The organism is Paraburkholderia fungorum (assembly GCF_003610895.1).
In the GTDB taxonomy this organism is placed as follows: domain Bacteria; phylum Pseudomonadota; class Gammaproteobacteria; order Burkholderiales; family Burkholderiaceae; genus Paraburkholderia; species Paraburkholderia fungorum_B.
Genome location: NZ_MCAS01000067.1, coordinates 180,359 through 204,496 on the forward strand (window position 1 = coordinate 180,359; position 24,138 = coordinate 204,496).

The window sequence follows — 24,138 nt, forward strand, 5'->3', positions numbered from 1 at the left end:
GCAGTCAGATACGTGCCGCCCACTGGAGACCTTGCCGCGTCATCCTGCGCACGTTGGGATCCGACAGATTGCCGGTGTCGTGTCCGATCGAGTGATAGAAAACCCGGCCTTCGCCCCATTGCCTCACCCACGCTGCCGGGCACTTGTTGCCTTTGAGCCAGGGGAGCGGGTTGCCGTCGAAGGTGGTGTCCGCCAGCACGTGATTGTTCGGGTCGACCTGCATGTAGTACTGCTCCGAGCGGACCTCGAAATCCTCCACACCGTGCATGACCGGATGCGAGCGATCCGTCACGTTGACCATGTAGGGATGCGGGTAACCTTCGCCGGTCGGATGTTCGACGAACGATCCACCAAGCACCATGTGATACCGAAGGCTTGCGCGAAACGCCGCGCCGGCGCCATGCCACGCCGCGAGACCCGTCCCCTTTTCGATAGCTTCGAGCAGACGATTTTCCTGCGAGGTGGTCAGCGTTTCGGTCGTGACGGCGTTATTCCAGCCGATCACGATCAGGTCGAACTGGGTGAGATCGCGGTCCAGCGAGAAGATGTCCGTCGATTCCTCGACGTCCCAATCGAGCTCCCTGAATAGTTCGCGAGTCCATGCCGCGACCTCGTAGGGAAAGTGTCCCGGCCAGCCGCCGTATAGATGAAAAACGCGTGTCATGTTCAAACTCCTGTGAGGCAACGCAAATTAGCTTATACGTATAAGTTGGTGAATGCTGCGACTTCAAATTGCCGATGTCAAGTGGGTGGAGACCTGGGTTTGACGGCGATTCCCATTTATCGGACGAGAGCGGCGCGGAGCGACGCAGCGCGTGCGTCACATGGCGTCGAGCTTTTGCGATCCGCGAAATTGAATTCGGATATTTGATTCCAAATACTGACTGTCATGCGAGCGCAAATTGCGGATGTCAGGCGTCGATCCGATCGGGCTTGCAGACGCAGCGTCGCGTGGGTGCGCCACAGTGCGTCACTTCGAATGCCGGTGCGAAATTGCCTTTGCTCCGGTGCGCACCGAAAATTTAGCGGTCCCATCGAATATTGATTGAAATGTCCGCCGTATCGCATTGAAGCGTTGAAGCCCAAATGCATGGTGATGCGAGATGGCACTCGAAATACCTTTGGAGGTCAGTTGTGATCGAGTATCTTAAGAAGAGCAAACCCCTGGAAGTTCAGACGGAGATCGCGGCTCAGGTTCGCAGCACCGTGGAAAAGATCATTGCCGACGTCGCCGCCAACGGCGATTCGGCGGTGCGTGAATATTCGAAGAAATTCGACAACTGGGCGCCGACGTCATTCCGTTTGACCGACGAGGAAGTTGCCGCGTGTGTCGCCACGTTGTCTGAACTCGAAATCGCGGATATCAGGTTCGCGCAGCAACAGGTGCGCCGCTTTGCCGAAGTTCAGAAGTCGGCGTTGAGGGACGTGGAAGTCGAAACGCTGCCTGGTGTCATCCTCGGCCATAAAAACGTGCCGGTGAACTCGGTGGGTTGCTATATCCCGGGCGGCAAATATCCGCTGCTTGCCTCGGCGCATATGAGCGTGCTGACCGCCAAGGTGGCCGGTGTCAAACGCGTCGTGGCAGTGGCGCCGCCGTTCGACGGCAAGCCGCACCCCGCTATCGTGACGGCGATGCATCTGGCCGGCGCCGACGAAATCTACTGTGTCGGCGGTGTGCAGGCAGTCGCCGCGCTGGCGCTCGGCACGGAGCAGTTCGCACCGGTCGACATGATCGTCGGCCCGGGCAATGCGTACGTTGCCGAAGCCAAGCGCCAGTTGTTCGGCAAGATCGGTATCGACCTGATTGCCGGGCCGACCGAAACCCTGGTGATCGCGGACGAATCGTCGGATGCCGAGATCGTCGCCGCGGACTTGTTGGGACAGGCCGAGCACGGCGTCAATTCGCCGGCAGTGTTCCTGACGAACTCCCGAGCGCTGGCTGAAGCCCTGCCCGCCGAAATCGATCGCCAGCTCGCGATTCTGCCGACCGCCGCGGTTGCTTCGGTTGCGTGGCACGATTACGGCGAGATCATTCTGTGCGATACCGTCGACGAGATGGTGGAAGAGGCCGATCGCATCGCGTCGGAGCACGTTCAGGTGATGACTCGCGATCCGTTGTATTTCCTCGAACACATGACGAACTACGGCGCGTTGTTCCTCGGCGACCGCACCAATGTGTCGTATGGCGACAAGGTGATTGGCACCAACCACACGCTGCCGACGATGAAATCCGCGCGCTATACCGGCGGCCTGTGGGTCGGGAAATTCATCAAGACCTGTACCTATCAGCGCGTGCTGACCGACGAAGCCTCCGTGCTCGTCGGCGAATACTGTTCGAGGCTTTGCGCGATGGAAGGCTTTGCAGGTCACAAGGAGCAGGCGGACATTCGGGTTCGCCGGTTCAGTAAGCCGGCGTAGATTGTCCCGGTTCGAGTTTGTTTGAAAGTCGGCACTCGCAAGAGTGCCGATTTTTTTTGCCCGAAATTGGCGGTGACGCAGTTTGTGCGTCGATATGCGCCACAAATAGGCTGTTTGCGAAATTGAGCGTTGATTATTGGGCTTCAATACTGCGACGCAAGTGAGGAGACGTCACACACTGATATGTCAGGACCGTGACTCTGGGTTCGAAGCGTTCGGCGATTCATGAACGAGTACTTCGAGTTTGCGGAGCAACGACAGATCGGCAACTTATCCATTAATTCAGTATGACGAATTAAAAATGAAGAGACCCATCCATCACGATTCTTTGCAAGGCAAGTAGTGCATAAGCGATATTTCCGGCCGTGCAGCGGGAGAGTAGCCAACGGTACACGCCGGAATTGTTCCTCAATACAAACATCCAGCAGGGTGAGTCAATGAAACGTCAGATTATCTCCGTAGTCGCTCTTGGTGCTGCTGCCTACGTCACAGGAGCGCATGCTCAAAGCTCGGTCACTCTTTACGGCGTCGTCGATACGGGGATCGCGTACATTCACAATAGCGGCGGCCAGAGTTCGCAATGGAAGATGTCTTCCGGTAACCTGTCGGGCAACCAGTGGGGCCTCAAAGGCACGGAAGATCTGGGCGGCGGCCTCACGGCCAACTTCCAGCTGGAAAGCGGATTCGATCTCGGCTCCGGGCAATTGCAAAACAATGGACGCGAGTTCGGCCGCCAGGCATTCGTAGGTCTTGCCAGCACCAAATACGGCGCGTTGACGCTCGGCCGCCAGTACGACCCGGTCACCGACCTGCTGCAGCCGCTCACCGCCGACAACTACAGCGGTCTGTTCGCACCGCCGGGCGACATCGATAACTACGACGACAGCGCGCGCTTCAACAACGCTGTGAAGTGGACAAGCCCGTCGTGGGCCGGCGTGGTGGTCGAGGCGATGTATGCACCAGGCGGCATCGCAGGTTCCACGGGTTCGGGGCAGACGTGGTCGGCTGCCGCCGCATACAGCGGCGCGGCGCTGAGTATCGCAGGCGGTTTCCTGCACGCCGATAACGGCAATACCGGACTGTCGAAGCGTGGCACGGCGACGGCGGACAGCTTCTTCAACAGCTCGGTGAATGCCGCCTATGCATCGGCGCGTTCGATCAACATTGCTCGCGTCGGCGGGCAGTACGTAGTCGGCTCCGTGACGGCCGGCGCCGCCTATTCGTACACCCAATACACCGCGGACGCTTCTTCGCTGTTCACCGGATCGGAACATTTCCAGAACGGTTCGGTATTCGCCAGCTGGATGATGACGCCGGCATTCGAGTTGATCGGTGGATACAACTACACGAAGTCGGGTGGCAATTCATCGGCGACCTATCACCAGGCGAATCTCGGCGTCGACTATCTGCTGAGCAAGCGTACCGACGTCTATCTGGCCGGTGCTTACACGCATGCCAACGGGCAGAACGGAGCGGGCGATGCTCAGGCCGTGGTCGGCTCGTATGACGTCGACGCAGGCAAGCAATCGCAGTTGCTTGCGATCGTCGGCCTGCGCCACAAGTTCTAAGTTTTAGCGAGAGTAGTGCGATTTGGCGCCCACGGTCGACTCCAGTCGTGGGCGTCCTTTTTCAATCTGTTGCAGTGCGCCGGGAGCGACACCATGCCCCAGTTCGTCCGACTCGCTTTACTCGCCGTTGCCGTATGTCTTTGTCCGTATATCGCCGATGCGCAGAGCAGCTACAAACAGGCGGTTTTCTTCGGCGACAGCCTGACCGACGCCGGTACTTACGGATTCCGCTTCACGACTAATCCGGGAAGAACGTGGGCGCAAATTGTCGCCGATCATTTCGGTCAGGCCGCTACGTCGAATGAACATACCGATAGCTACGACAACGTCTACAAGGGCATGAAGGGACTGTCGGGACCCGGCGGACTGAACTACGCAGAGGGCGGCGCGCGCGCGGAGTTGCCCTATTCGACCGTCTCCCGCGATCTCGAAGGCATGCCCGTTCCGGTATCGACTCAGGTGCTGCGATTCCTGAAAACGCACGGATCGTTCAAGGACGATCAGATCGTGTTCCTGTGGATCGGCACCAACGATGTCGCCTATAACTATGACCCCGGAAACGATCCGGCATTGGCGAAAACGCTGCGCGACGACCGGGATCCCGACGAAAGCATCATGCGCCGCGAGCGTGCGCGGGTTGTCGTCGCAGCGCAGTCAGAGGCGCATACCGCGAGAACCATCCTTGCTCATGGCGCGCGCCGTCTCGTCGTTTTCAAGCTGCCGGATATGAGCGTGTTGCCGTGGTTTCATAGCCGGGCGAGCCAGAAATTCGTCCGCGAACTGAGCGCTGTCTACGATCGTCAGCTTCAATCCGATCCTCCGAAAGATTCCAGAATCGTCCTCATCGAAACAGGGCAGTTCTTCGATTCGTTGCTCTCCGATCCGGCAAGTCACGGATTCACCCATTCCGCTCACGCAGATGCATGCGCCAGGCCCGATCAGGACTATTGCGATGCGTCGACTCTAGCCGAACCTCATGCCGATCAAACCTATTTTTTTGCCGCCGGAGAACACCTGACAACACGTGCGAACGAGTTGCTCGCGGACTACGTGCTGCATCAAATCGGTGCAGAGCCGAAATAGAGCGAAGCCGATTGAGTCTCTGGTTGAACAACTTTCCGTCTGTCCGCATCGTCTGGAGATTTCGTGTCCCTTCCTGATCCTGTATACGTCGAGTGGCTCGTCGAAGTATCCATGCTCAAGCACGCGAAGGAGCGGGTCAAGACCTACTCAGGACAAGCACGTCTGTGGATACATCCTTATGCGGAAGCGGCTTCCGATGGGCTCGCATGCAAGCTTCCCGCTTTCGTCTAATTAAAGGAGGCGCGTCCAGGTATTTCCCATAACAGCGCTACCCAACCGGCGCGGCGCAACGTGGTGCACCGGGGGTGTCGATTTGCGTCGAATAAACTCCAGGGTAAACAGGGGGTTGGGCCGTTGTTGACTTCAGAATTTTAACGCGCCACCATGACACTTATACGTATAAGAGAGGCGGCGTGAAATTGTGCATGGTATGACCTTGCGACGAACGCCGATATCTCTTTTGCAGTTTTGATCGTCTGTCTCCTGGCGGAGCAGATGCTGTCGGAGAATTGTGATGAATGACCGCGCACCCATCGATATCGGACAGCAGGACGCTGCGCTGTTGGAGAAATTCGGCTACAAGCAGGAGCTCTCACGCGGGATGTCGGGCTTCGGCAACTTTGCAATGTCGTTCATGGCGATCGGACTGTTCTGGGCGCTCGGGGCAAACATGCAGCAGGGTCTCGGCACTGCGGGCGCGTTCGGCATTACGGTGACATGGCTGATCGGCGGCGGACTTGCTTATGCCACTGCTGCCTCGTTGGGCGAGATCAGCTCAGCCATTCCGACCGCGGGTGGGCTTTATCACTGGTCGTCGGTACTTGGCGGCAGAGCTTGGGGCTGGGCTACCGCGTGGATCAACCTGATCGGCTACGTGTTCTCTGCGGGCGGAACATCCGTTGCGTTCTACCTGCTGTTCAATCAGTTGATCCTGAGCGGCATGCTGCATATCGACACCTCGCACTGGGGATACTGGCAGCAGGTCGTCGGCGTGGTCGCCATCATGTCCAGTTGGGCGATTCTCAATCACGTGGGTGTGCGGACACTGGCGTGGTTCGTGACCGCAGGCGCTTACGTGACTTTCCTCGGCGCCATCGCCTTGATCGGCGTGATGCTCTATAACCTTCATCTGACGAACCTCGCGCACATCTTCTCGTTCACGAACAATACGGGCGACGCAGGGGGCGGCGTGGTGCCGCGCACGGAGAACGTGTTTCTCACCTTCGGTTATGCATTGCTTTTGCCGATGTGGATCGTGACCAGTTACGACGCGGCGGCTCACGTGTCGGAGGAAACGGTTGACGCCGCGCGCGCCGTTCCGAAGGCGATGCGCAATTCGGTGATCCTGTCCGTGGTAATGGGCGCGGCGCTTCTCGGGCTTTTCTACATGGCGATGAGCGACCCGACCGCCGTCGCCAAAAAAGGCGGCGACGGCTTTTCAATGCTGTTCGAGCAGATCCGCGGACCGCGTCTGCTGAAAGACGCGATTATTGTTTCGCTGACGATTTCGGCCTACGTTTGCGGCGCCAGCGCGCTGACCGGGCTGTCGCGTGCGGTCTATTCGTTTGCTCGTGACCAGGGCCTGCCGAAGTACTTCAGTCGCGTATCGCCGCGCTTCTATACGCCGGTCACAGGGATCTGGGCCGGCGCGATCGCCGGCATTGCCGTGACCTTGTATTCGTCGGCATTCAACGCACTCGTTGCAGGCACTGCGCTCTTTTATCAACTGGCGTACGGCATGGCGATCGGCGCCGCAATGTTCGCCCGCAATCGCACTTATGGCCCGTATCGACTTGGTGCGTTCTCCAAACCGTATGGCGCGGTCGCGATCATCGGCGGGATCTTTATCATCTGGGTCGGCTTGCAACCGCCGACCGATATCCTGATCCATTATTTCATCACGTTCTTTATCATCATTGTCGTTGCGTGGTTCGGCCTTGAAAAAAGACGTTTTCCGGGACCGCCGATCTCGAGCCAGGCATCGCGCGATAGCGAGGTTTCCAACCCCGGCTATGTGCCGGTCAAGACCGCACGCTAAACGACTCCACATCATTTCATGCCTTCTGATCTCGCTTTACATCGGACGTCGTTCAGTACTCGCCAGGCCGCTACGCGCGCCATCTTCCTCGTAGCTGGATACGGAAGAGCTTCGTGGGCCCCGCTCGTGCCATTCGTCAAAGCCCGAATCGGACTTGACGATGGCCAACTCGGACTTCTATTGCTTTGCCTCGGTGCGGGCTCCATGGCGGCGATGCCGTTTGCCGGCGGCCTGGCGGCGAGATTCGGCTGCCGCGCGGTGATCACGCTTGCCACCGTGGTGCTTTGCGCAACGCTTCCGGTGCTTGCGTTCGTCGACGATGTGCGATCCGCGATCTTTGCGCTGACGCTGTTCGGCATGTCGGCAGGCGTGGTGGATGTCGCGATGAACATCCAGGCGATCGAAGTCGAGCGTGAGAGCGGGCGATCGATCATGTCGGGATTTCACGCGTTCTACAGCGTTGGCGGGATCGGCGGCGCAGCGGGTGCGAGCCTGCTTCTTACCGCGGGTCTATCGCACAGTGCATCAACGCTTGTCGCCACGCTGCTGATGATCGTCGCGCTGTGCTACGCCTACCCCGCGCTGATGGCGGAACCGCAGACGAGTCAGGCAACGCTTTTCGCCGTCCCGCGCGGAATCGTGCTGGTGCTGAGTGTCTTCACGTTCATTGTCTTTCTGGCCGAGAGCGCCGTGCTGGATTGGAGCGGCGTATTCCTCACGGCGGAACGTGGCATGTCCCACGCTTACGCTGGATACGGATACGCGGCCTTTGCGGCAACGATGACGGCGGGCCGACTGACGGGCGACAGAATGGTCGGCCGTCTCGGTAGAACCCGCGTCGTGATCGTAGGCAGCCTATGCGCCGCAGCCGGCTTTGCGCTCGCGGCCTTCGCGACATCATGGGCGGTGGACCTGTTGGGATACGCGCTGGTTGGCGCGGGTTGTTCGAACATCGCGCCGGTGTTGTTTTCGTCGGTCGGCAAGCAGACGCGGATGCCGACGAGCGCCGCCGTCGCCGCAATGACCACGATCGGCTATTGCGGGATTTTCGTCGGGCCCGCGCTCATTGGCGCGATTGCACGCTATACCACGCTGGCCTCGGCGTTTCTCGCGGTCGTCGTTCTGCTCGCTGTTATCGCGGCAAGTGCGCGAACGGTTCTTCGCGAACCTTAGTCGGCCGGATGCCAGCGGGATCAGTCTGCGACCTTCGCGGTGGCGACGATCACGAAGAGCATCGCGGCGACCGTGAGAAACGCCGTCTGCAGGCTGGCGTGCTCGGCGATGTTACCGAGAAAAGCGGGTCCGGTCAGCATGCCTGCGTAGCCGATGGTGGCGACCACCGGCATCGCCACCGCGATCGGCATCACGTGTTGCCGTGCGACGACCAGAAACAGGCTCGGGACGATGTTAGCCAGTCCGAATCCCACGAAGGCGAATGACAGCATCAGGAGCAGCCAGTGGTTCGATGCCACGAGCGACGCGATGCCGAGTGCCGCGAGTAGCGCGCCTGCCCAGAGAACATTCCGGGGTTGTAGCGACCTGGAAAGGAAATCGCCCGATAGCCGTCCTGCCGTCATGGCCACTGCGAAGCAGGCATAACCGTAGCCTGCGCGAGAAGGATCGAAATTTTTCACCGTAGTGAGGAACACGCCGCTCCAGTCGAGCATCGCGCCTTCCGCCAGGAACGAGATGAAGCAAAGCGCGCCGATCCAGAGAACCCGTCCTTTCGGGAGGGCCAGAGCAAACGTCGAGCCCTTACTCGTGGCCGCAAGAAAGTTCTTGCCGTAATAGCTCCAGATGAAAACGAGGATTGCGCTGATGCAGCCCACAGCGAACTCGGCGCTCAAACCCGCCGAGAGCAATGCACTCACGCCGGTCGCGCCGGCAATACAACCGATACTGAACCACGCATGGAAGCCGGACATCAGCGGTTCATCATGCGATCGTTGTACGACAGCGGATTGAAGATTCATCGCTGACTCGGTGACCCCCAGTCCCGATCCGAAAACCAGCAGGCTGGCCACGAGAACTGCGGGGTTTTCAGTCGTCGCGAGCAGATAGAGACACGCGCACACCACGGGACCCGCCGACAGGATGACTTTCCTGCATCCAAAGCGCGCCGCGAGAGCGGTCCCGACAGGCATCGCGACAAGACAACCGAGACCGAAACAGAGGAGCGCGAGCCCGAAATGACTATCGGACAGATGCAGACGTAGTTTGGCCAGCGGCGCCAGAGGCGCCCACGCGGAAAGAAACAATCCAAAGGAGAAGAAGCCGGCGCGAGTGGAAGCGCGCGCAGACGAGGAAGACGCAAAGCTTCGGCTGACGCTTGTGGTGTCCATGTGATCTTTGGGTAATGGCTGGGTGAAATCAGGCACGCGCCTTGAGGGCGCCGTCCTTGGAGTGTAATGAGCGCCTTGCGTGGAGGTAACTTCGCAGATCGGATTTTGATGACGCACCGTGACGCAATAAGCGACGTGCGCGAAATTTTGACGGATGGGACGCACAGTGACGTAATCAGTGCGCCGGCTTGCGTCTGGAATGCAGTGCTCGCGAAATTGATGCTGCCTTATTAGTCGCGGACGATAGGGTATGGACGCGCATGTTGCGCGCGGCCACTCAATTCACAGGAGACGTGCTGTGCAAGGCAAAAAGATCAGGGTTTCGATCATCGGCTATGGATTCGTTACCCGCCACTTTCATATGCCGTTGATCTCCAGCGTGCCGGGTTTGCAACTCGTCGCCATTGGTACTCAGCGCCCGGACCAGATCAAGCTCGATGACCCGTCAATCGAGATTCTGAGCCCGGAACGCGCGGCCGTCGCCGACTCGGTGGACCTCGTGATCGTCGCGAGCGTCAACGAAAGTCATTACCGGTTTGCAAAGCTCGCGCTGGAGGCCGGCAAACATGTGGTCGTTGAAAAGCCGTTCACGCCGACGCTCAACGAAGCGCGCGAACTGGCGGTGCTGGCAAAACGTGTCGGCAGAAATCTTGCCGTTTTCCAGAATCGCCGCTGGGACAGCGACTATCTGACCGTCCGCGATGCGATCCGCAACGAGAGTCTCGGCGATATTGTCCATTTCGAATCGCACATCGATCGTTACGCGCCGAACGTCCCGCAAGCCTGGCGCGAAGAACCCGTGCCAGCCGGTGGGACATGGTTCGACCTCGGCCCTCACGTTGCCGATCAGGTGCTGTTGCAATTCGGACTGCCGGAGCGCGTTGTCGCCTCGTTCGCGCAGCAGCGAGCTGGGGCGAGGACCGACGACTGGTTCACAGTCATCCTCGAATACGGTCGTATGAGAGTCGTTCTGCGCGGCGCTCAAGTGGTGCCCGGATTCGGCATGCGCTTCCTCGTGCACGGCACGAACCGTTCAGTGATGAAGCAGGCCCAGGACGTTCAGGAGCATCAGTTGATTGCAGGACTGCGGCCGGGCGACCCCTCGTATGGAGTCGATCCGGACGATGCGTATGTGTTCGACCCGGCTGACGCTTCAGCGCAACGGCGTGCAGTGCCGGCAACGCGAGGTGATCAGTCACAGTTCTACGTCCAGCTGGAACGCGCGATACGCGGTGAGGGCCCTAACCCGGTGGCACCGGCTGAGGCAGTCGCGCTCATCGCTCTTCTGGAAGCCGCTGCGATTTCAGCATCAGAGGGCCGTCCCACGGCACTGCCGCTGACGGAAGCAGAGCGCGTGGCCTTCGAGAACGACAGGAGCTCGCATTCATGAATGCGTAGCGGGAACGGGAAGTCAGAAACAGGAAAGGATGGGCATTGCTATGGTTGACTATATTGTGGTGGGTGGCGGATCGACCGGGTGCGTCATTGCATCTCGCCTAAGCGAAGACAGCGGCTCGACGGTGACGCTGCTCGAAGAAGGGCCGCGCGATCGCAGCCCCTATATTCACATTCCCGGCGCTTACTACAAGACGGCGCAAGGCCCGTTGTTGAAGCGTATTCCGTGGGTGCCGATGGCCGAGCAGGACCGCAAGGAAATGCCGACGATGGTGCAGGCAAGCGTACTTGGCGGCGGAAGCTCTGTTAACGCGATGATCTACATTCGTGGCGTGCCGTCCGATTATGATCAATGGCGCGACTCGGGCGCTACCGGCTGGGGCTATGAAGATGTGCTGCCGTATTTTCTCCGGGCAGAAGACAATGAGCGCTTCAGCAATAAGAACCACGGCGTGGGCGGTCCGCTGGGGGTCTCCGACATCAGCCACATTCACCCTCTCACCAAGGCATGGCTGAAAGCCTGTCAACAAGCCGGGCTCCCTTATAACGAGGATTTCAACTCGGGCGACCCGACGGGATGCGGGCTTTATCAGATCACCGCACGCGATGGCAGGAGGAGCAGCTCGGCGGTTGCCTATATTCGTCCCGCCGAAGGGCGACCCAACCTGACGGTGCGCACAGGCATCCGGGTCACGCGGATTGTCATCGAGCGAGGCCGTGCGGTCGGCGTCGAGTTCGTCGAGGACGGCAAGTTGAAGCAGTTGCGGGCACAGCGCGAAGTCATTCTGTGCGCCGGAGCGATCAATTCACCCAAGCTGCTGATGCTCTCAGGCATTGGACCGAAAGAGGAACTCGTGAAGCACGGGATCAAGGTCAATGCGGACCTGGCAGGCGTAGGCCAGAATCTGCAGGACCATATCGAGATCTCCCTTGTGTATCAGCTGAAAGGACCGCACAGCTACGACAAATACAAGAAACTGCGCTGGAAGGCCATGGCGGGTTTGCAATACGCGCTTTTCAAAAGCGGGCCGGCGGCATCCAATCTGATCGAAGGAGGCGCGTTCTGGTGGGGAAATAAAACGGAACTGACGCCCGATATCCAGTATTTCATGGTGGTCGGAGCAGGAATTGAAGAGGGCGTCGACGGTGTGCCTGGAGGCAACGGCTGCACCGTCAACCTCGGACAAATCAGACCGCGTTCGCGTGGGTTCGTCACGTTGAACAGTAGCGATTCTTTAGACGTTCCACGCGTCGCGCCGATGTATTTCAGCGACCCTTATGACCTCGACGCGGTAGTCGAGGGGTGTTCGAAAGCGATAGACATCATGGACCAACCGGCGATACGCAAATATATCGAGCGACGCTTCGTGCCGTTTCAACCCGTGCTGGACCGCGAGGAATTGCGCCGTTTCTGCCAGCAGGAGGCGCACGCCGCGCTTCATCCAGCGGGTACGTGCCGGATGGGCACCGACGAGCTTGCCGTCGTGGATCCGGAGCTTCGAGTGCGCGATATCGAGGGTTTGCGGGTTGCGGATGCGTCGGTGATGCCGAATCTCATTTCGGGCAATCCGAACGCTGTGTGCATCATGATCGGCGAGAAAGCTTCCGACCTGATTCGCGACCGTCAGATCGGCGCTAAGGCGAAGATCGAAGAAAACCGGCCCAGTGGAAAAATGATCAGTCTGGTCTGACGCTCACATGGAACGCGAGCTTTAAGCGTGTTCTGCCTGCTCCCCTTCCTTTCGAAAGGGGAGCAGGCACGAGTTGCTATCAGTTGTTCCTGGCAGCAACGGCAAGCTTCTTGACGGCGTCGGCCGACGTCATCGAAGGCGTATTCACAAACTGCGTGACAACATCGACATAAGCCGCACGGACATCGCGTTCGAGTGCTGCGTTCTCGATGAACGACGGCATGACTTCGCCGGCTTTATTACCTGCGGTACGGTCTGCAAAGTTCATCTTTGCGCAGTCGTCGAACTTGTCCTGCGCGACATCGAGCCGCGGCGGCAGCGAACCTTTGCGCAGATTGAAGCTTTCCTGCACGTCCCGGTCCATGACGGTATTTGCCAGCAAGGTCTGGTCCGCTTGCGCGGCCGGATTTTTCTGTTTGAAGAACGCGAACGTATCCATCACCCAGATAAATGCGTGGCCGCTGCCAGGTGTTGCAGCGCAAACGAAATCGACACCGGGCTTCTTCCCTGCGCGCAGGAACTCACCCTTTGCCCAGTCCGCGTGAATCTGCATGCCTGCCTTACCGTCGATGACCATCTGGGTTGCGACATTCCAGTCGCGGCCCGCGCGATTCGGATCGGTGTAGCTGATGATCTTGCGGAGTTCATCGAAGACCTTGAGCATCGTCGGGCTTTGAACGGCAGCCGGGTCGTGGTTGATGATCGCTTTCTTGTAGAACGCCGGGCCGCCCATTCCGACTACGAGGTCACTGAAGATTTCGGTCTCTTGCCAGTCTTCGCCGCCCAACGCCACGGGAATGATGCCGTCTTTCTTCATCTTCTCAGCGAGCGCATTGAATTCGTCCCACGTGGTCGGGATCTTGTCGCCGTATTTCTGCAGGATCTTCTTGTTGATCCAGAACATGTTCTCGCGATGCTCGTCCATCGGCGCGCCGTACCAGGTCCCCTTGTACTTCAGATAAGGGATCAGTTCCGGTGTAATGAGGTGATCCCAGTTGCCGGCTTTCGCGTCGCTGTCGAGGCTACCTAGCTCGTTTTGCTCAGCGTAAGCGAATAGCAGTTGAGGCTCTGCCTGAGCCGCTGCGGGGGCGTTGCCGGCCGCCAGACGGGCCTGAAGCGCCTGCTGCTGGTTGGCGCCGTCGTCGCCTGCGATCGCGCTATCTTTCCAACCCACCCCCTTTTTTTGCAAGCCATCCTTGAGGGCTTGAAGTGCGTACGACTCACTGCTCGACGTCCATTGGTGAACCACTTCGACCTGTTGCGTCTGCGCAGCAGCGATGCCGCTAATAGCAAGGCTTGCCACCGCTGATGCGACGACACGCGCCATTACTTGCCCCTGCTTCGATTTCAGTTTCACAGCACAATCTCCTCATAGGTTTCGATATTCATCGCTGACATTCACCATTTTTTGATGGGTGAGCGCAGTTCCGAGTATTCGAGGGCAAATTAACGTATGCAATTTCGCTACTTTGAGTTTTGCGACGCTAACTGACGCGCGGCTAGCGTCGATTCGCTTCGTTGGGATAAGTGCGTCGCGTTGCGTCTGCGAATGACGCGGTTGCGAAATTGCCAGGCGAATATTGGGTGGTCAAACTGGTTGCGTTATCGTGGCAATAGAACGGAGGAATCGGAGATGACGGCGAAGGAAGACACACTCGTGCTGCACGCAACCGTTGCGAAATACTCGAACCTGATCACGGACATCGACATCATGAGATCCGCGGGCTTCGACGGCATCGAGCTGTCCAGCAGCAAGATCGAGAGCTATCTCGACGCGGGCTATTCGACCGGCGACCTGAAGCAGCTTCTTGCCAACGTGAACGTGCCGGGCATGGGGTTTCTCATCGATATCGAGCGGCAGGGAGAAGACGCCGAAGCGCTCTGGAGCCGGGCGCGGGAAATCTTCCATCTCGCGGCTACGGTGGGTGCAAAAGGCGTTCAGGTTCTGACCGGGCCGGTCAACGTTCAGGCCGTGATCGAGTGGTCCGAGTCAGGGCGTACGGACCTGTATGCCGGTGTTCTCGGGTATCCGGAAGACGAGCAGATTGCGATAACTGCAAAGAATCTGATGGTACTCGCCGATATGGCGCAGGAGGCAGGGCTGTTGCTGTATCTGGAGACGCTTTCATGGGCGCCGGTGAACGGACTTGAAAAATCGCTTCGATTGATCGAGCGGGCGGAGCGCGGCAACGTCAGGGTCGTGATCGACTACTGGCACTGCTACACGTCCGGCATTACGCCTGACGATGTCGCCAGATTGGACAAAGATTCGATCTACGGCGTTCATGTCTGCGATTCGCTTCGCTTCGACGGTGGTATTCCCGATGAGAGCGTGCTTCGCGATGTGCCGACGGGTTCCGGCGTACTGGATCTTCAGGAATGGACCGACGCGGTGAAGGCGACGGGCTACAAGGGGTGGTGGAGCTGCGAACTGTTCTGCAAGCGCAAACACCAACAGAACGGTTATCTGGTTGCCCATGAGTTGAAGTCGCTGATGGAGAAGCTGGTTCGACCGGTGGGGTGATCGTGATATCAATGAAAAATATGACGATTCGGGACCGCGTCGGGCTCAGCATGTCGTTTATGGGTTGCCTTCTCGCCTTGGCGATTGGATTCGGCTTATACGGCATGGGCAGCATCAACCATTCGATGAACGAAGCGAGTCAGGTGACGATACCTGGGATCGGCGCGCTGGGTAATGCCGAAATCGATATCGGACGCAGTCGGTTCGTATACGACAAGATTGCATTGCAGCCGACCTCGCCGGGAAACGCCGAATTGCGCAAGCAGGCAAGCGAACTGTTGGACCGATCCGACGACTGGTTCAGGAAATACGAAGCGCTACCGCGCGACGCTGAAGACGAGGGGCTTGCGCAAGCGTTGCGGCAGTCGCGCGCCGAACTCAGAAAAGTTATCGCGGACTTCGGCATTGCCGTCGAGAACTACAACCAGGGCGAGGTCAATCGCATTTCGCTCGAGGCCTTGCCGAAGGCATACAGCATGGCGGCCGACGCATCGAGCCGCCTGAAGCAGTCCCAGTTGCAGAAAGCCGAACGGCAGAACGCCGCGAATACCCGTCGTTACCGGATACAGCAGATGGTGGGCGCCGGGCTGATGTTAAGCGGTATTGCTGCTGCCGCGGCGGGCTGGATCTTCCTTCGACGAGCGATTGTTAAGCCGTTGGATGAGGCATTGGCCTCGCTTCAGCAGATCGCGAACGGTGACCTTTCCCGCGCAATTGCCGTTTGTGGCAACGACGAGATGTCACAGTTGATGCATGGCATTGCCGTTATGCAGCACAAGCTCGCGAGCACGGTCGGTAACGTTCGCTTGAATGCCGAAGCCATCGCGACTGCAAGCAAACAGATTGCTGCAGGCAACTCTGACCTGTCGTCGCGTACGGAGGAGCAGGCGGCATCGCTACAGGAAACCGCCGCAAGCCTGGAGCAATTGACGGCGTCCGTGAAGCAGAATTCCGAAAGCGCGAGCCGGGCAAGCGGCCTTGCCGGCAACGCACGGGAAGTTGCGCTCGAGGGTTCGCGGATCGTCGAGCAGGTAGTTAAAACGATGGGCGGTATCGAGCAAAGCTCCGGGCGGATCGGAGAAATTATCGGCGTTATAGATAGCATCGCGTTTCAGACCAACATCCTCGCGCTGAATGCTGCGGTGGAGGCGGCGCGTGCGGGCGAACAGGGGCGTGGTTTCGCGGTTGTCGCAAGTGAGGTGCGTGCGCTCGCGCAGCGCTCGTCTAGCGCGGCAAAAGAAATAAAAGAGTTGATTGATGAGTCCAGCACGCGAGTGCAGTCCGGCAGCGAGCTGGTCGGGCGTGCCGGCGGTACCATGACCCAGATTAGCTCGGCAATTCAGCGCGTCACCAACATCGTCGAAGAAATCGCCGCGGCGTCCGTCGAGCAGGCGCGCGGCATCGAACAGATAAACGAGGCGGTCTCGCAGATGGACGGCACGACCCAGCAGAACGCGGCGTTGGTGGAACAGGCGGCTGCGGCGGCGTCCGAAATGGAGCGGCAGGCTTCGACATTACGCAGCGAGGTCGCGATATTCCTCGTTGCGTGAAGGCATATGGTTTAGGCGTGGTAACACGTCCGGCTCGCCGGACCTTCATGCTGCCGTTGGACATTTCCAGCTTGTTTTTTTCCGGAGAATCGCTTTATGAAAATCGCTCACGTTGCGCTCTGGACAAATGATCTCGACCGCGCAGCCGATTTTTATCGCGACATGTTTGGAGCCGAGATCGGCGAAATGTACAGAAGTGAACGAACCCAAGGATTCAGTTCGCGCTTTGCCCGCTTGCCGGACGGGCCGGCGATCGAACTCATGCATTTGCCGAAGCTGGCGCCGCATTCGATGGACGACCGGCGGGTCGGCTGGGCGCATATTGGGATTTCACTCGGCACCGAGGACGCCGTGATTGCCCTCGCGAGGAGGATGGAGTCCAACGGGGCTCTGGTATCGGGTCCTCGCTGGACGGGCGACGGCTATTTTGAAGCTGTTGTTTCGGATCCGGATGGCAATCTTGTCGAGGTGACGATTTGAACCGGCCCGTCGCGTAATTTGCACGATCCTCGGACTCAGGAGCCGATGGTATCTCGGTCGACATTCTCGCTTCAATGGTTAGAGGCGCTGAGAATACGAGTGCGGCTTCCGCTTTTGTGCCTCATAACGTCGCTTGTGACGAGCCCAGACTGCATTGTCGTGCATGAGTCGCCTAACCCGCTGCTTGCTGGCCGGAGAGCCCTGTGTGCGAATCTCTTTGATCATCCGCGTTGAACGTACGCGCCCTTGACCTCCACGTGGATCGTGCGGGTCAGTGTCGGCAGTTGTTCGTTGCCCAGGCGCTTGCGCCCACGCTCCCGGGCACGGTACTCCCATCACGATTCTGCAGGCCAAGTATCGGATCAACGCGGTTGGGCAGGACCATCGGGCCGTCAGACGCGTCATACGGCCGATGCTCGGGTTCACGAATTTCCGCCGAGCGCATGTTCGTAGTGAGACTGCTTACCAATACTGTCGCGTGCTACAGTACTTGCGTCTAACTCGCATCAACTGATCAACCATCCTAAGGGTAAATCTGTCTTGATGGTCAGGATCTGTAAGGTTATCTAACCGATCAACCGCCGTCGTCGGATCTATCGTCTTGACCGTTGTGCACTGCTGACATGAAACCCGATACTCCCGCTATTTCCGACCGTACCCTGACCTATCTCGTCGCGTTGGCCACGCATGGCGGAATGCGGCAGGCGGCTCAATCGTTAGGGATCAACGTGTCGACGATTAGCCGTCAACTGGCCGCCGTCGAACGAGAGTTCAAGCTCTCGCTTCTGACTCGGCACGGACGAAATAGTGTGCTTACGGAGATCGGTTCGGCGTTCGTTGAGTACAGCAACGAAAAAGAAAAGTTGGAGCAAAAGCTAAATGCTCAGCTTGATGAGTATCGGTTCATGCGTCGTGGGCACGTCACCCTTGGAGCCGGCGCCGGCATCATGACGCATTTGATCACGGGGTCATTAAAACGGTTCAGCATCAAGTATCCCGAGATCAGAGTGGAAATTCGCAGCGGCCCGCAATCGAAGCTGGTGCAATTGGTCAGGGACGACATCGTGGATATTTGCATATATAACGGTGCATCCCTGGACCCCATCCTCAACTCGCGCCTCTTCCGAAGCGAGCCGTTATGCGTGGTGGTCTCAGTGCTACACAAACTTGCGGGTCGCGCCACGGTGCGGATCGAGGACATCGTTACGGAACGGCTCATCTTTCTGCCGAATAACTTTGCCGCTCAAATTTACGTAGATGCGATCCTGCGCGACATGGGCATCGACATGTCGCCGGCATATCGCGTTGACCGATTCGAAGCAGCTCTTTCCCTGGCGGCGGAAAACCTTGGTATCGCGTTCTCCTCGCCTGGAGGGGCGGCGGATAAGACGGCAACTGGCCAGCTTGTCGCTATTCCCATCGATCATCCGATCGCGCAGCGATTTGACCACTATGTTGCAACCAGGCTTGGCCGCAAGCTGATCCCCGCGGCCAACTACCTGTGGCGCGACATCATTCGTACCATGTCTTCTCTATAGCTGACCGGACAACCTGCGCGATCAGGGACGGACACTTGCGTTGCATCAGTCGAAAGGCGCAGCATCATACGGTTGATTACGGAAGCCCCACAGCTGGTTGGGCCTGGCGCTCTGTTGCGTTGCATGCAACATTCGAGTAGCGCCTTGATGCTGGATTCCACACGAAACCTGGACCATACTGATCCGATTCAACGTAAGCGATAGCTGAAGATCAGCCGCTGATCGGACGTAGTCCGGACCATCAAGTCTGGCGATTGAGGCGAGCGCTTATCGAGCGCAAGTTCTGGCGTGCAGCAGATTTAGACGTTGGACGCGGAAAATAAATCACACATAGCGATTGGGATCGTTACGGAGTGGATTCCCGAACGATTGTCTTTGCGCGCCCCTGTCGCACTACTGCGATCTAACCAAGGAAAGCTACCTGATGTTTTATGCAAAACTCAGACCACTGTTCATGCCGGTCATCGCGGCCGTTATCGGCACATCGGCAGTAGTCGCCGCGCCGCTGCCCGTCACTGGCGATGGAGGTGTTCCCGCATTCTATGCCTGGACGGAGACAGTTCCGGCAACGCCCGGCCAGATGCTGCGCACCGAACAATTGACGCCGCAGCAAAGCCTCGCCGAAGCCGGTCAGAACATCCGGATCCTGTACACGTCGACCGACGGTATCGACAACCACACTCCGATCGTCGTGTCCGGCGCCCTGTTTGTGCCGAAAGGGACACCGCCGCAAGGCGGCTGGCCGCTGATGGCGTGGGCGCACGGTACTGTCGGCAGTGCCGACGTGTGTGCGCCATCGTTCACGAGCCGCAGCGAACGCGACACGCGCTATCTGAGCCACTGGCTCGCGCAGGGCTACGCCATCGTCGCGACTGACTATCAGGGTCTCGGAACGCCCGGCCTGCATCCCTACGGGCTCACGCGCCCTCTCGCTTACGGCGTCCTCGACAGTATCCGTGCGGTGGCGCATGGTGGCTTCGACGTCTCGTCTCGAGTGGTCGTATTCGGGCAGTCGCAAGGCGGTCGCGCGGCGTTCGCGACGGCCGTGTATGCGAAGACCTACGCGCCCGAACTGAAGATTGTCGGTGTGGTCGCGACCGGCACGCCGTATGCGGCTGTTCATGAGACGGCCGATAACGAGGACCGGGCGAACGCACACAAGTCGGTTGTCCCCACCTTCGGTTACGACATGCTGCGACTCAGCACCGCAACGCTGCTCGATCCTTCGTTCGTGCCAGCGGACTACCTGACCGACCGCGCGATGCCCGCGTTTGAAACCAGTCAACACGCATGCCTGCACGCGATTGAGCAGAGGATAGTTGCGGACAAGCTCACGTTCGACGACAGCTTCAAGCGCTCACCGAAGCCGATGCTCGCAGCGATCAGCCGCGAAGCGGCGTATCCAACGCTGAAGTCGGACATCCCGATCTTCGTCGGAACCGGTGGCAAGGATCGCGACGTGTTTGTACCGGGCCAGGTTGCGCTCGTGACCGATGCATGCAAGGCCGGCGATCGGATCGAATGGCATTTGTATCCGAAGCTCGACCATTCAGCAACTGTCAACGGTTCGCTTCCCGATTCAACGAAGTTTGTCGCGAAGGCGTTTTCGGGTGAGCGCATTAGCGGGAATTGTGAATCTTTACCGAAACATTAGCAGCATGCTTCGTTGGGAGGACTAATGGGATGCGTCTCGCAATAAGCAAGGACACACCATCTGGTGACTTACCGTCCGGGCGCTCAACCGGCAGGCTCAATGTCCGGGCTCGAGTACCGGATATTTGAAGAGTTGCCGGCCGTACTGGCGACCCGGGAGCGTTTTGGGATACCCTTTCAACGGTTGCGGGCCCTGCTCAAACCAAAGCTTGTGCTGGCATCCGTTCCTTGCGGGTTGGTGGGGGATCTGTTGCTGCACGATTATGAGCGGCAGCCCGATATCGCTCTGGTCCATGGACTCGTCGGCGGCGGTGCCTGGCTGTTTTCCAATGCAGTTCGCTATACCTATTTACTTCTACCTCCCGATTACATGAACACCACTTCACATCGAACAGCCAACGACATTGCAGTGACCATACGCTGGCCCGATACGCAGCATCCTGTACCTGTCATAGTCTTGTGCCACGGGTTCTGCGGCATCCAGGAGTTGCTGCTGCCTCGTTTCGCCGAGGCCTTCGCCCTCGCGGGCTATGCGGCCGTCACCTTCGACTACCGCGGCTTTGGCGCTAGTGGGGGCGAACGAGGGCGCCTCGTTCCGTCGATGCAGATCGAGGACATCCACACCGTCGTTGCTTTTGTCAAGGAACGGTCTGACATCGACGCCGCCCGTGTCGGGCTGTGGGGCACCTCGCTGGGCGGTGGTCACGTGCTCGGGGCGGCTGCAGGTGATCCGTCGATCAAGGCAGTTGTTAGTCAACTTGGCTTTGCTGACGGCGAACAGGTCGTTACGCGCAATATGACTGAAGCCGAAAAACAGGCATTCGTCGGGACGCTCGAACGTATGCATGAAAAGAAGCTGAACACGGGCAAGGAGATGTTCGTGGCGATCCCGAAGGTGATGACAGACGAACAGTCGAAGGTGTTTATCGAAGAAAACCGGCAACGCTTTCCTGCGATGGACATCAAGATTCCATTCCTGACCGTTCGCGAGATGCTGAGCTACAAGCCCAAGGAATATGCTGCGCGCGTTGCGTGTCCGGTGCTCGTGGTGGTCGCGGGGGAGGACGGCGTGAACCCACCGAATCACGGTATCGCACTCTTTGAGGCCGTAGCGACAACCACGAAGAAGCTTCACGTCGAGGAAACCGCCGGCCACTACGACATGTACGACGGGCCGCACTTCGACAGCAGCATCGACAAGCAGATCGACTGGTTCCACCAGCACGTATAACGCGCGCCTTCCAGTTAATCAGCAGTTCGAGGTTGCGCGGGGTAGCGACCGCTCGCCGGACGGTGGTTGGCCGGGACGGCTGGGTGATTGCCAATATGCACGGCTTGCCAAAGTGCAAAGGCGAAGCCGTGCCAGCATCACTTTAATCAACGATCTGCGCTTTCAACTGCGGCTTTCTCGATCAGTCTCGCGATCTCCGCCGGATGTGACAGGTAGGCGACATGGCTCGAATTGACTTCTATCGTCGTGCTGTTCGCGCGCTTGGCCATCCAGCGTTCGAGGTCCGGATTGACGGTTCGATCCGCGGTCGCCACGACCGCCCAGCTAGGCTTCGATTTCCACGCCGGCTGAGTGACGGGCGCCGTGAACGACTCGACGGCCGGCATCACCTGTGAACTTGCCATGAAAGCGGTCTCGGCCGCCGGCACGTCGGCAGCGAAGTCGGCGTGAAAGCGCGACGGATCGAGATACAGGTGACCGTCGTCGGTCGCCTTGATGGCCTTGGTCGCGGCCGGCATTTTCGTGGTCAGATCCTTGAGGCTTTCGTTGGCGTCCGGTTCGAACGCGGCGATATAGACGAGACCTGAAACATGGGCATCGTTGCCGGCTTCGGTAATCACTGCGCCGCCATAACTATGACCGACGAGGATGCTGGGGCCGTCCTGAGCGTCGACCACACGCGTGGTCGCCTCGATGTCGTCCTTGAACGAAGTCTCGGGCTCCTGAACCACGGAGACCTTATAGCCGTCGTGGGTAAGGATCTTCGATACGGCTTGCCAACCCGAGCCGTCGGCAAAGTAGCCGTGAACCAGGACGACGTTCTTGACGGGGGCCGCCACGGCGAGCTGCGCGGAAAATACTGCCACGCCGAGCGCGATAGCAGTGGCGATACGGCGAATTTGGATAATCGGTTTCATGACAAGCTCCAGAAGTTTAAAAAAGAACAGGCAATTGGATTGAATGGATTCGCACTACATGTCGGCTACTTACGCGTCGACAGCAACTCGACGCCGCATCTCGGGCCAGTCCGAGTAACCGGCATCGTCGGAGCGGGTGCGGGTCATCGGCGCCGTCACAATGCGGTTCTTCAGTTGCAGACGGCCGACAGTGACCGGTTGCAATACGGGGTTTTCGGAATGGGTATCCATGATTTTGATTCCTCGATGGTTCGGACGATGAGTCGGCAGGTCGGCGGATAAAGCCGTGGCGGATCAATCGACCGTCTTGGCCCAAACCGCTTGAGCATTGGTGAACTCGCGCAGACCGAAATGCGACAGTTCTCGTCCGTAACCGCTCTTCTTCACTCCGCCCACGGGAATGCGCGGGTTGGAAGCGGAGAAACCGTTGATGAAGACACCACCCGTTTCGAGGCGACGCGCGATTCGCTGGGCACGCGTGACGTCGTTCGTCCAGAGGCTGCCGCCGAGACCGTAGTCGCTGGTATTGGCTAGTTCGATCGCGTGTTCGACGTTCTCGGCAACGGTAATCGCTGCGACCGGCCCGAAGGTTTCCTCGTCGAATGCGGCCATGCCAGGGGCGACATCGGCGAGTACGGTCGGCGCGTAGTAGTTGCCGGCGCCTTCGATCTTTTGGCCGCCGAGCAGCAGTGTCGCGCCGGCTTCGATCGTGCGCACCACCTGATCGTGTAGTTCGTCGCGCAGGTCGGTACGCGCCATCGGCCCAATCGTGCTGGACGGATCGAGCGGATCGCCGGCCTTGATCCGCGCCGCGGCGGCCACGAACTTGCGTGTGAACTCTTCCGCAATCGGGCGTTCGAGGATAAAGCGCTTCGCAGCCAGACAGACCTGACCGGCGTTCTGGAATCGCGCTTCGATCGCTGCCTTGACGGCCAGGTCGATGTTCGCATCGGCCAGCACGATGAAGGCGTCGGCGCCGCCGAGTTCCAGCAGGGTCTTCTTCAGTGCCCTGCCTGCTGTCGCTGCCACCGCCGATCCTGCGCGCATGCTGCCTGTCAGCGTGACGGCCGCGACACGGGAATCTTCGATCACATGAGCGACGGTCTCGTTGTCCGCGTTCAGGTTCGCGAACAGGCCCATCGGAAAACCAGCGGCTTCATAGGCGTCCTGCAACGCATACGCCGAGCCCATCACATTGGCCGCGTGTTTGAGGATGAAACCGTTGCCCGACAGCATGATCGGGCCCGACGCGCGAATCACCTGCCATAGCGGGAAATTCCACGGCATGACAGCAAGGATGGAGCCGATCGGAAGGTAGGAGACGTGGACTTCGTCATCGCCCTCGACCGGGGCGGCTTCGTCGGCGAGGAACGCGGGGCCGTTCGTCGCGATCCAGTCGATCGCTGCGGCGCACTTTTCGATCTCCGCCCGTGCGGCGGCCAGCGTCTTGCCCATCTCCGCGGTAATCAGCGAAGCCAGCGCTTCGGAGCGGTCCCGCAACGTGACCGCCAGGCGGCGATAGGTTGCAACCCGCTCCGTCATCGGCGTGGCGCGCCACAGCCGGTAGGCCGCGGCGTTGTTCTCGAGCATGCGCTCGACTTCGTCCGCGGTCTGGAACGCATAGTGGGCGATGAACTCGCCGGTGGCGGGATTACGCGAAGTCGCGCCAACGGTGAAAGGAGTGTTCAGGTTCGACATGTTTGCCTCGGT

20 protein-coding genes and 1 pseudogene are annotated in these 24,138 nt (G+C 59.1%); 15 read left to right on the forward strand and 6 right to left on the reverse strand.

The features are described 5' to 3' along the window. Positions 1–4: 4 nt before the first annotated feature. Complete coding sequence (locus BCY88_RS36390; RefSeq protein ID WP_120348904.1) at positions 5–664, reverse strand: ThuA domain-containing protein; 660 nt, start codon at positions 662–664, stop codon at positions 5–7. Positions 665–1,134: 470 nt separating this feature from the next. Between BCY88_RS36390 and hisD the strand changes: the two genes are divergently transcribed. The 6 genes from hisD to BCY88_RS36415 all read left to right on the forward strand — a co-directional run bounded on the left by hisD (position 1,135) and on the right by BCY88_RS36415 (position 8,280). Beyond that, positions 1,135–2,418, forward strand: coding sequence for a histidinol dehydrogenase (gene hisD, locus BCY88_RS36395; protein ID WP_120348905.1), 1,284 nt, complete (start codon positions 1,135–1,137; stop codon positions 2,416–2,418). A 437-nt stretch (positions 2,419–2,855) separates the two neighbouring features. After that, positions 2,856–3,986 (forward strand): porin, encoded by a 1,131-nt coding sequence (locus tag BCY88_RS36400; protein WP_120348906.1) that lies wholly within the window; start codon positions 2,856–2,858, stop codon positions 3,984–3,986. A 93-nt stretch (positions 3,987–4,079) separates the two neighbouring features. After that, positions 4,080–5,069 (forward strand): SGNH/GDSL hydrolase family protein, encoded by a 990-nt coding sequence (locus BCY88_RS36405; protein WP_120348907.1) that lies wholly within the window; start codon positions 4,080–4,082, stop codon positions 5,067–5,069. A gap of 63 nt (positions 5,070–5,132) precedes the next feature. After that, complete coding sequence (locus BCY88_RS40045) at positions 5,133–5,300, forward strand: hypothetical protein (protein WP_183081537.1); 168 nt, start codon at positions 5,133–5,135, stop codon at positions 5,298–5,300. 283 nt (positions 5,301–5,583) lie between these two features. Next, on the forward strand, positions 5,584–7,107 hold the full coding sequence (locus tag BCY88_RS36410; RefSeq protein ID WP_120348908.1) for an amino acid permease: 1,524 nt from the start codon (positions 5,584–5,586) through the stop codon (positions 7,105–7,107). 18 nt (positions 7,108–7,125) lie between these two features. Next, positions 7,126–8,280: an MFS transporter gene (locus BCY88_RS36415; protein ID WP_120348909.1), complete on the forward strand. Its 1,155-nt coding sequence runs from the start codon at positions 7,126–7,128 to the stop codon at positions 8,278–8,280. Between the two features lie 20 nt (positions 8,281–8,300). On the opposite strand, the gene BCY88_RS36420 is transcribed toward BCY88_RS36415, so the two are convergent. Further along, positions 8,301–9,449 (reverse strand): MFS transporter, encoded by a 1,149-nt coding sequence (locus BCY88_RS36420; RefSeq protein WP_120348910.1) that lies wholly within the window; start codon positions 9,447–9,449, stop codon positions 8,301–8,303. Positions 9,450–9,747: 298 nt separating this feature from the next. Here BCY88_RS36420 and BCY88_RS36425 point away from each other — a divergent pair, with 298 nt between their 5' ends. Then, the gene (locus BCY88_RS36425) at positions 9,748–10,839 is read left to right on the forward strand and encodes a Gfo/Idh/MocA family oxidoreductase (RefSeq protein ID WP_220669717.1); all 1,092 of its coding nucleotides are present in this window, start codon (positions 9,748–9,750) and stop codon (positions 10,837–10,839) included. A 37-nt stretch (positions 10,840–10,876) separates the two neighbouring features. After that, positions 10,877–12,535 (forward strand): GMC family oxidoreductase, encoded by a 1,659-nt coding sequence (locus BCY88_RS36430; RefSeq protein ID WP_220669718.1) that lies wholly within the window; start codon positions 10,877–10,879, stop codon positions 12,533–12,535. A gap of 79 nt (positions 12,536–12,614) precedes the next feature. Here the strand turns inward: BCY88_RS36430 and BCY88_RS36435 are convergent, their stop codons facing one another. Beyond that, entirely contained in the window at positions 12,615–13,892 is a 1,278-nt protein-coding gene (locus BCY88_RS36435) for an ABC transporter substrate-binding protein (RefSeq protein WP_120348912.1), read from the reverse strand. A 276-nt stretch (positions 13,893–14,168) separates the two neighbouring features. Between BCY88_RS36435 and BCY88_RS36440 the strand changes: the two genes are divergently transcribed. From BCY88_RS36440 to uilS, 7 genes and pseudogenes are all read left to right on the forward strand, one after another. Continuing rightward, entirely contained in the window at positions 14,169–15,059 is an 891-nt protein-coding gene (locus tag BCY88_RS36440) for a sugar phosphate isomerase/epimerase family protein (RefSeq protein WP_120348913.1), read from the forward strand. Between the two features lie 20 nt (positions 15,060–15,079). Next, entirely contained in the window at positions 15,080–16,609 is a 1,530-nt protein-coding gene (locus tag BCY88_RS36445; RefSeq protein ID WP_183081538.1) for a methyl-accepting chemotaxis protein, read from the forward strand. A gap of 96 nt (positions 16,610–16,705) precedes the next feature. Next, a complete protein-coding gene (locus BCY88_RS36450; RefSeq protein WP_120348915.1) occupies positions 16,706–17,089 on the forward strand; it encodes a VOC family protein in 384 nt (127 codons plus the stop codon). 328 nt (positions 17,090–17,417) lie between these two features. Next, positions 17,418–17,537 (forward strand): annotated as a pseudogene (locus BCY88_RS40630) (IS6 family transposase); the annotation flags it as partial. Positions 17,538–17,712: 175 nt separating this feature from the next. Further along, on the forward strand, positions 17,713–18,627 hold the full coding sequence (locus BCY88_RS36455; protein ID WP_120348916.1) for a LysR family transcriptional regulator: 915 nt from the start codon (positions 17,713–17,715) through the stop codon (positions 18,625–18,627). A gap of 424 nt (positions 18,628–19,051) precedes the next feature. Then, positions 19,052–20,281 (forward strand): lipase family protein, encoded by a 1,230-nt coding sequence (locus BCY88_RS36460; RefSeq protein ID WP_183081539.1) that lies wholly within the window; start codon positions 19,052–19,054, stop codon positions 20,279–20,281. A 99-nt stretch (positions 20,282–20,380) separates the two neighbouring features. Then, a complete protein-coding gene (gene uilS, locus BCY88_RS36470) occupies positions 20,381–21,511 on the forward strand; it encodes a UilS family quorum-quenching N-acyl-homoserine lactonase (protein ID WP_259461620.1) in 1,131 nt (376 codons plus the stop codon). 146 nt (positions 21,512–21,657) lie between these two features. On the opposite strand, the gene BCY88_RS36475 is transcribed toward uilS, so the two are convergent. The 3 genes from BCY88_RS36475 to BCY88_RS36485 form a co-directional block, all read right to left on the reverse strand. Beyond that, positions 21,658–22,428, reverse strand: coding sequence for an alpha/beta hydrolase (locus tag BCY88_RS36475; protein WP_120348919.1), 771 nt, complete (start codon positions 22,426–22,428; stop codon positions 21,658–21,660). A gap of 69 nt (positions 22,429–22,497) precedes the next feature. Then, positions 22,498–22,659: an oxidoreductase gene (locus BCY88_RS36480; RefSeq protein WP_120348920.1), complete on the reverse strand. Its 162-nt coding sequence runs from the start codon at positions 22,657–22,659 to the stop codon at positions 22,498–22,500. Positions 22,660–22,722: 63 nt separating this feature from the next. Next, complete coding sequence (locus BCY88_RS36485) at positions 22,723–24,126, reverse strand: NAD-dependent succinate-semialdehyde dehydrogenase (RefSeq protein ID WP_120348921.1); 1,404 nt, start codon at positions 24,124–24,126, stop codon at positions 22,723–22,725. Positions 24,127–24,138: the final 12 nt, after the last annotated feature.

Excerpts from the sequence above, each read along its gene's own strand:
- BCY88_RS36390 (WP_120348904.1), bottom strand. The coding sequence starts at position 664 with ATGACACGCGTTTTTCATCTATACGGCGGCTGGCCGGGACACTTTCCC.
- BCY88_RS36400 (WP_120348906.1), top strand. The coding sequence starts at position 2,856 with ATGAAACGTCAGATTATCTCCGTAGTCGCTCTTGGTGCTGCTGCCTAC.
- BCY88_RS36405 (WP_120348907.1), top strand. The coding sequence starts at position 4,080 with ATGCCCCAGTTCGTCCGACTCGCTTTACTCGCCGTTGCCGTATGTCTT.
- BCY88_RS36410 (WP_120348908.1), top strand. The coding sequence starts at position 5,584 with ATGAATGACCGCGCACCCATCGATATCGGACAGCAGGACGCTGCGCTG.
- BCY88_RS36415 (WP_120348909.1), top strand. The coding sequence starts at position 7,126 with ATGCCTTCTGATCTCGCTTTACATCGGACGTCGTTCAGTACTCGCCAG.
- BCY88_RS36420 (WP_120348910.1), bottom strand. The coding sequence starts at position 9,449 with ATGGACACCACAAGCGTCAGCCGAAGCTTTGCGTCTTCCTCGTCTGCG.
- BCY88_RS36430 (WP_220669718.1), top strand. The coding sequence starts at position 10,877 with ATGGGCATTGCTATGGTTGACTATATTGTGGTGGGTGGCGGATCGACC.
- BCY88_RS36440 (WP_120348913.1), top strand. The coding sequence starts at position 14,169 with ATGACGGCGAAGGAAGACACACTCGTGCTGCACGCAACCGTTGCGAAA.
- BCY88_RS36445 (WP_183081538.1), top strand. The coding sequence starts at position 15,080 with ATGACGATTCGGGACCGCGTCGGGCTCAGCATGTCGTTTATGGGTTGC.
- BCY88_RS36450 (WP_120348915.1), top strand. The coding sequence starts at position 16,706 with ATGAAAATCGCTCACGTTGCGCTCTGGACAAATGATCTCGACCGCGCA.
- BCY88_RS36455 (WP_120348916.1), top strand. The coding sequence starts at position 17,713 with ATGAAACCCGATACTCCCGCTATTTCCGACCGTACCCTGACCTATCTC.
- BCY88_RS36460 (WP_183081539.1), top strand. The coding sequence starts at position 19,052 with ATGTTTTATGCAAAACTCAGACCACTGTTCATGCCGGTCATCGCGGCC.
- uilS (WP_259461620.1), top strand. The coding sequence starts at position 20,381 with ATGTCCGGGCTCGAGTACCGGATATTTGAAGAGTTGCCGGCCGTACTG.
- BCY88_RS36475 (WP_120348919.1), bottom strand. The coding sequence starts at position 22,428 with ATGAAACCGATTATCCAAATTCGCCGTATCGCCACTGCTATCGCGCTC.
- BCY88_RS36480 (WP_120348920.1), bottom strand. The coding sequence starts at position 22,659 with ATGGATACCCATTCCGAAAACCCCGTATTGCAACCGGTCACTGTCGGC.
- BCY88_RS36485 (WP_120348921.1), bottom strand. The coding sequence starts at position 24,126 with ATGTCGAACCTGAACACTCCTTTCACCGTTGGCGCGACTTCGCGTAAT.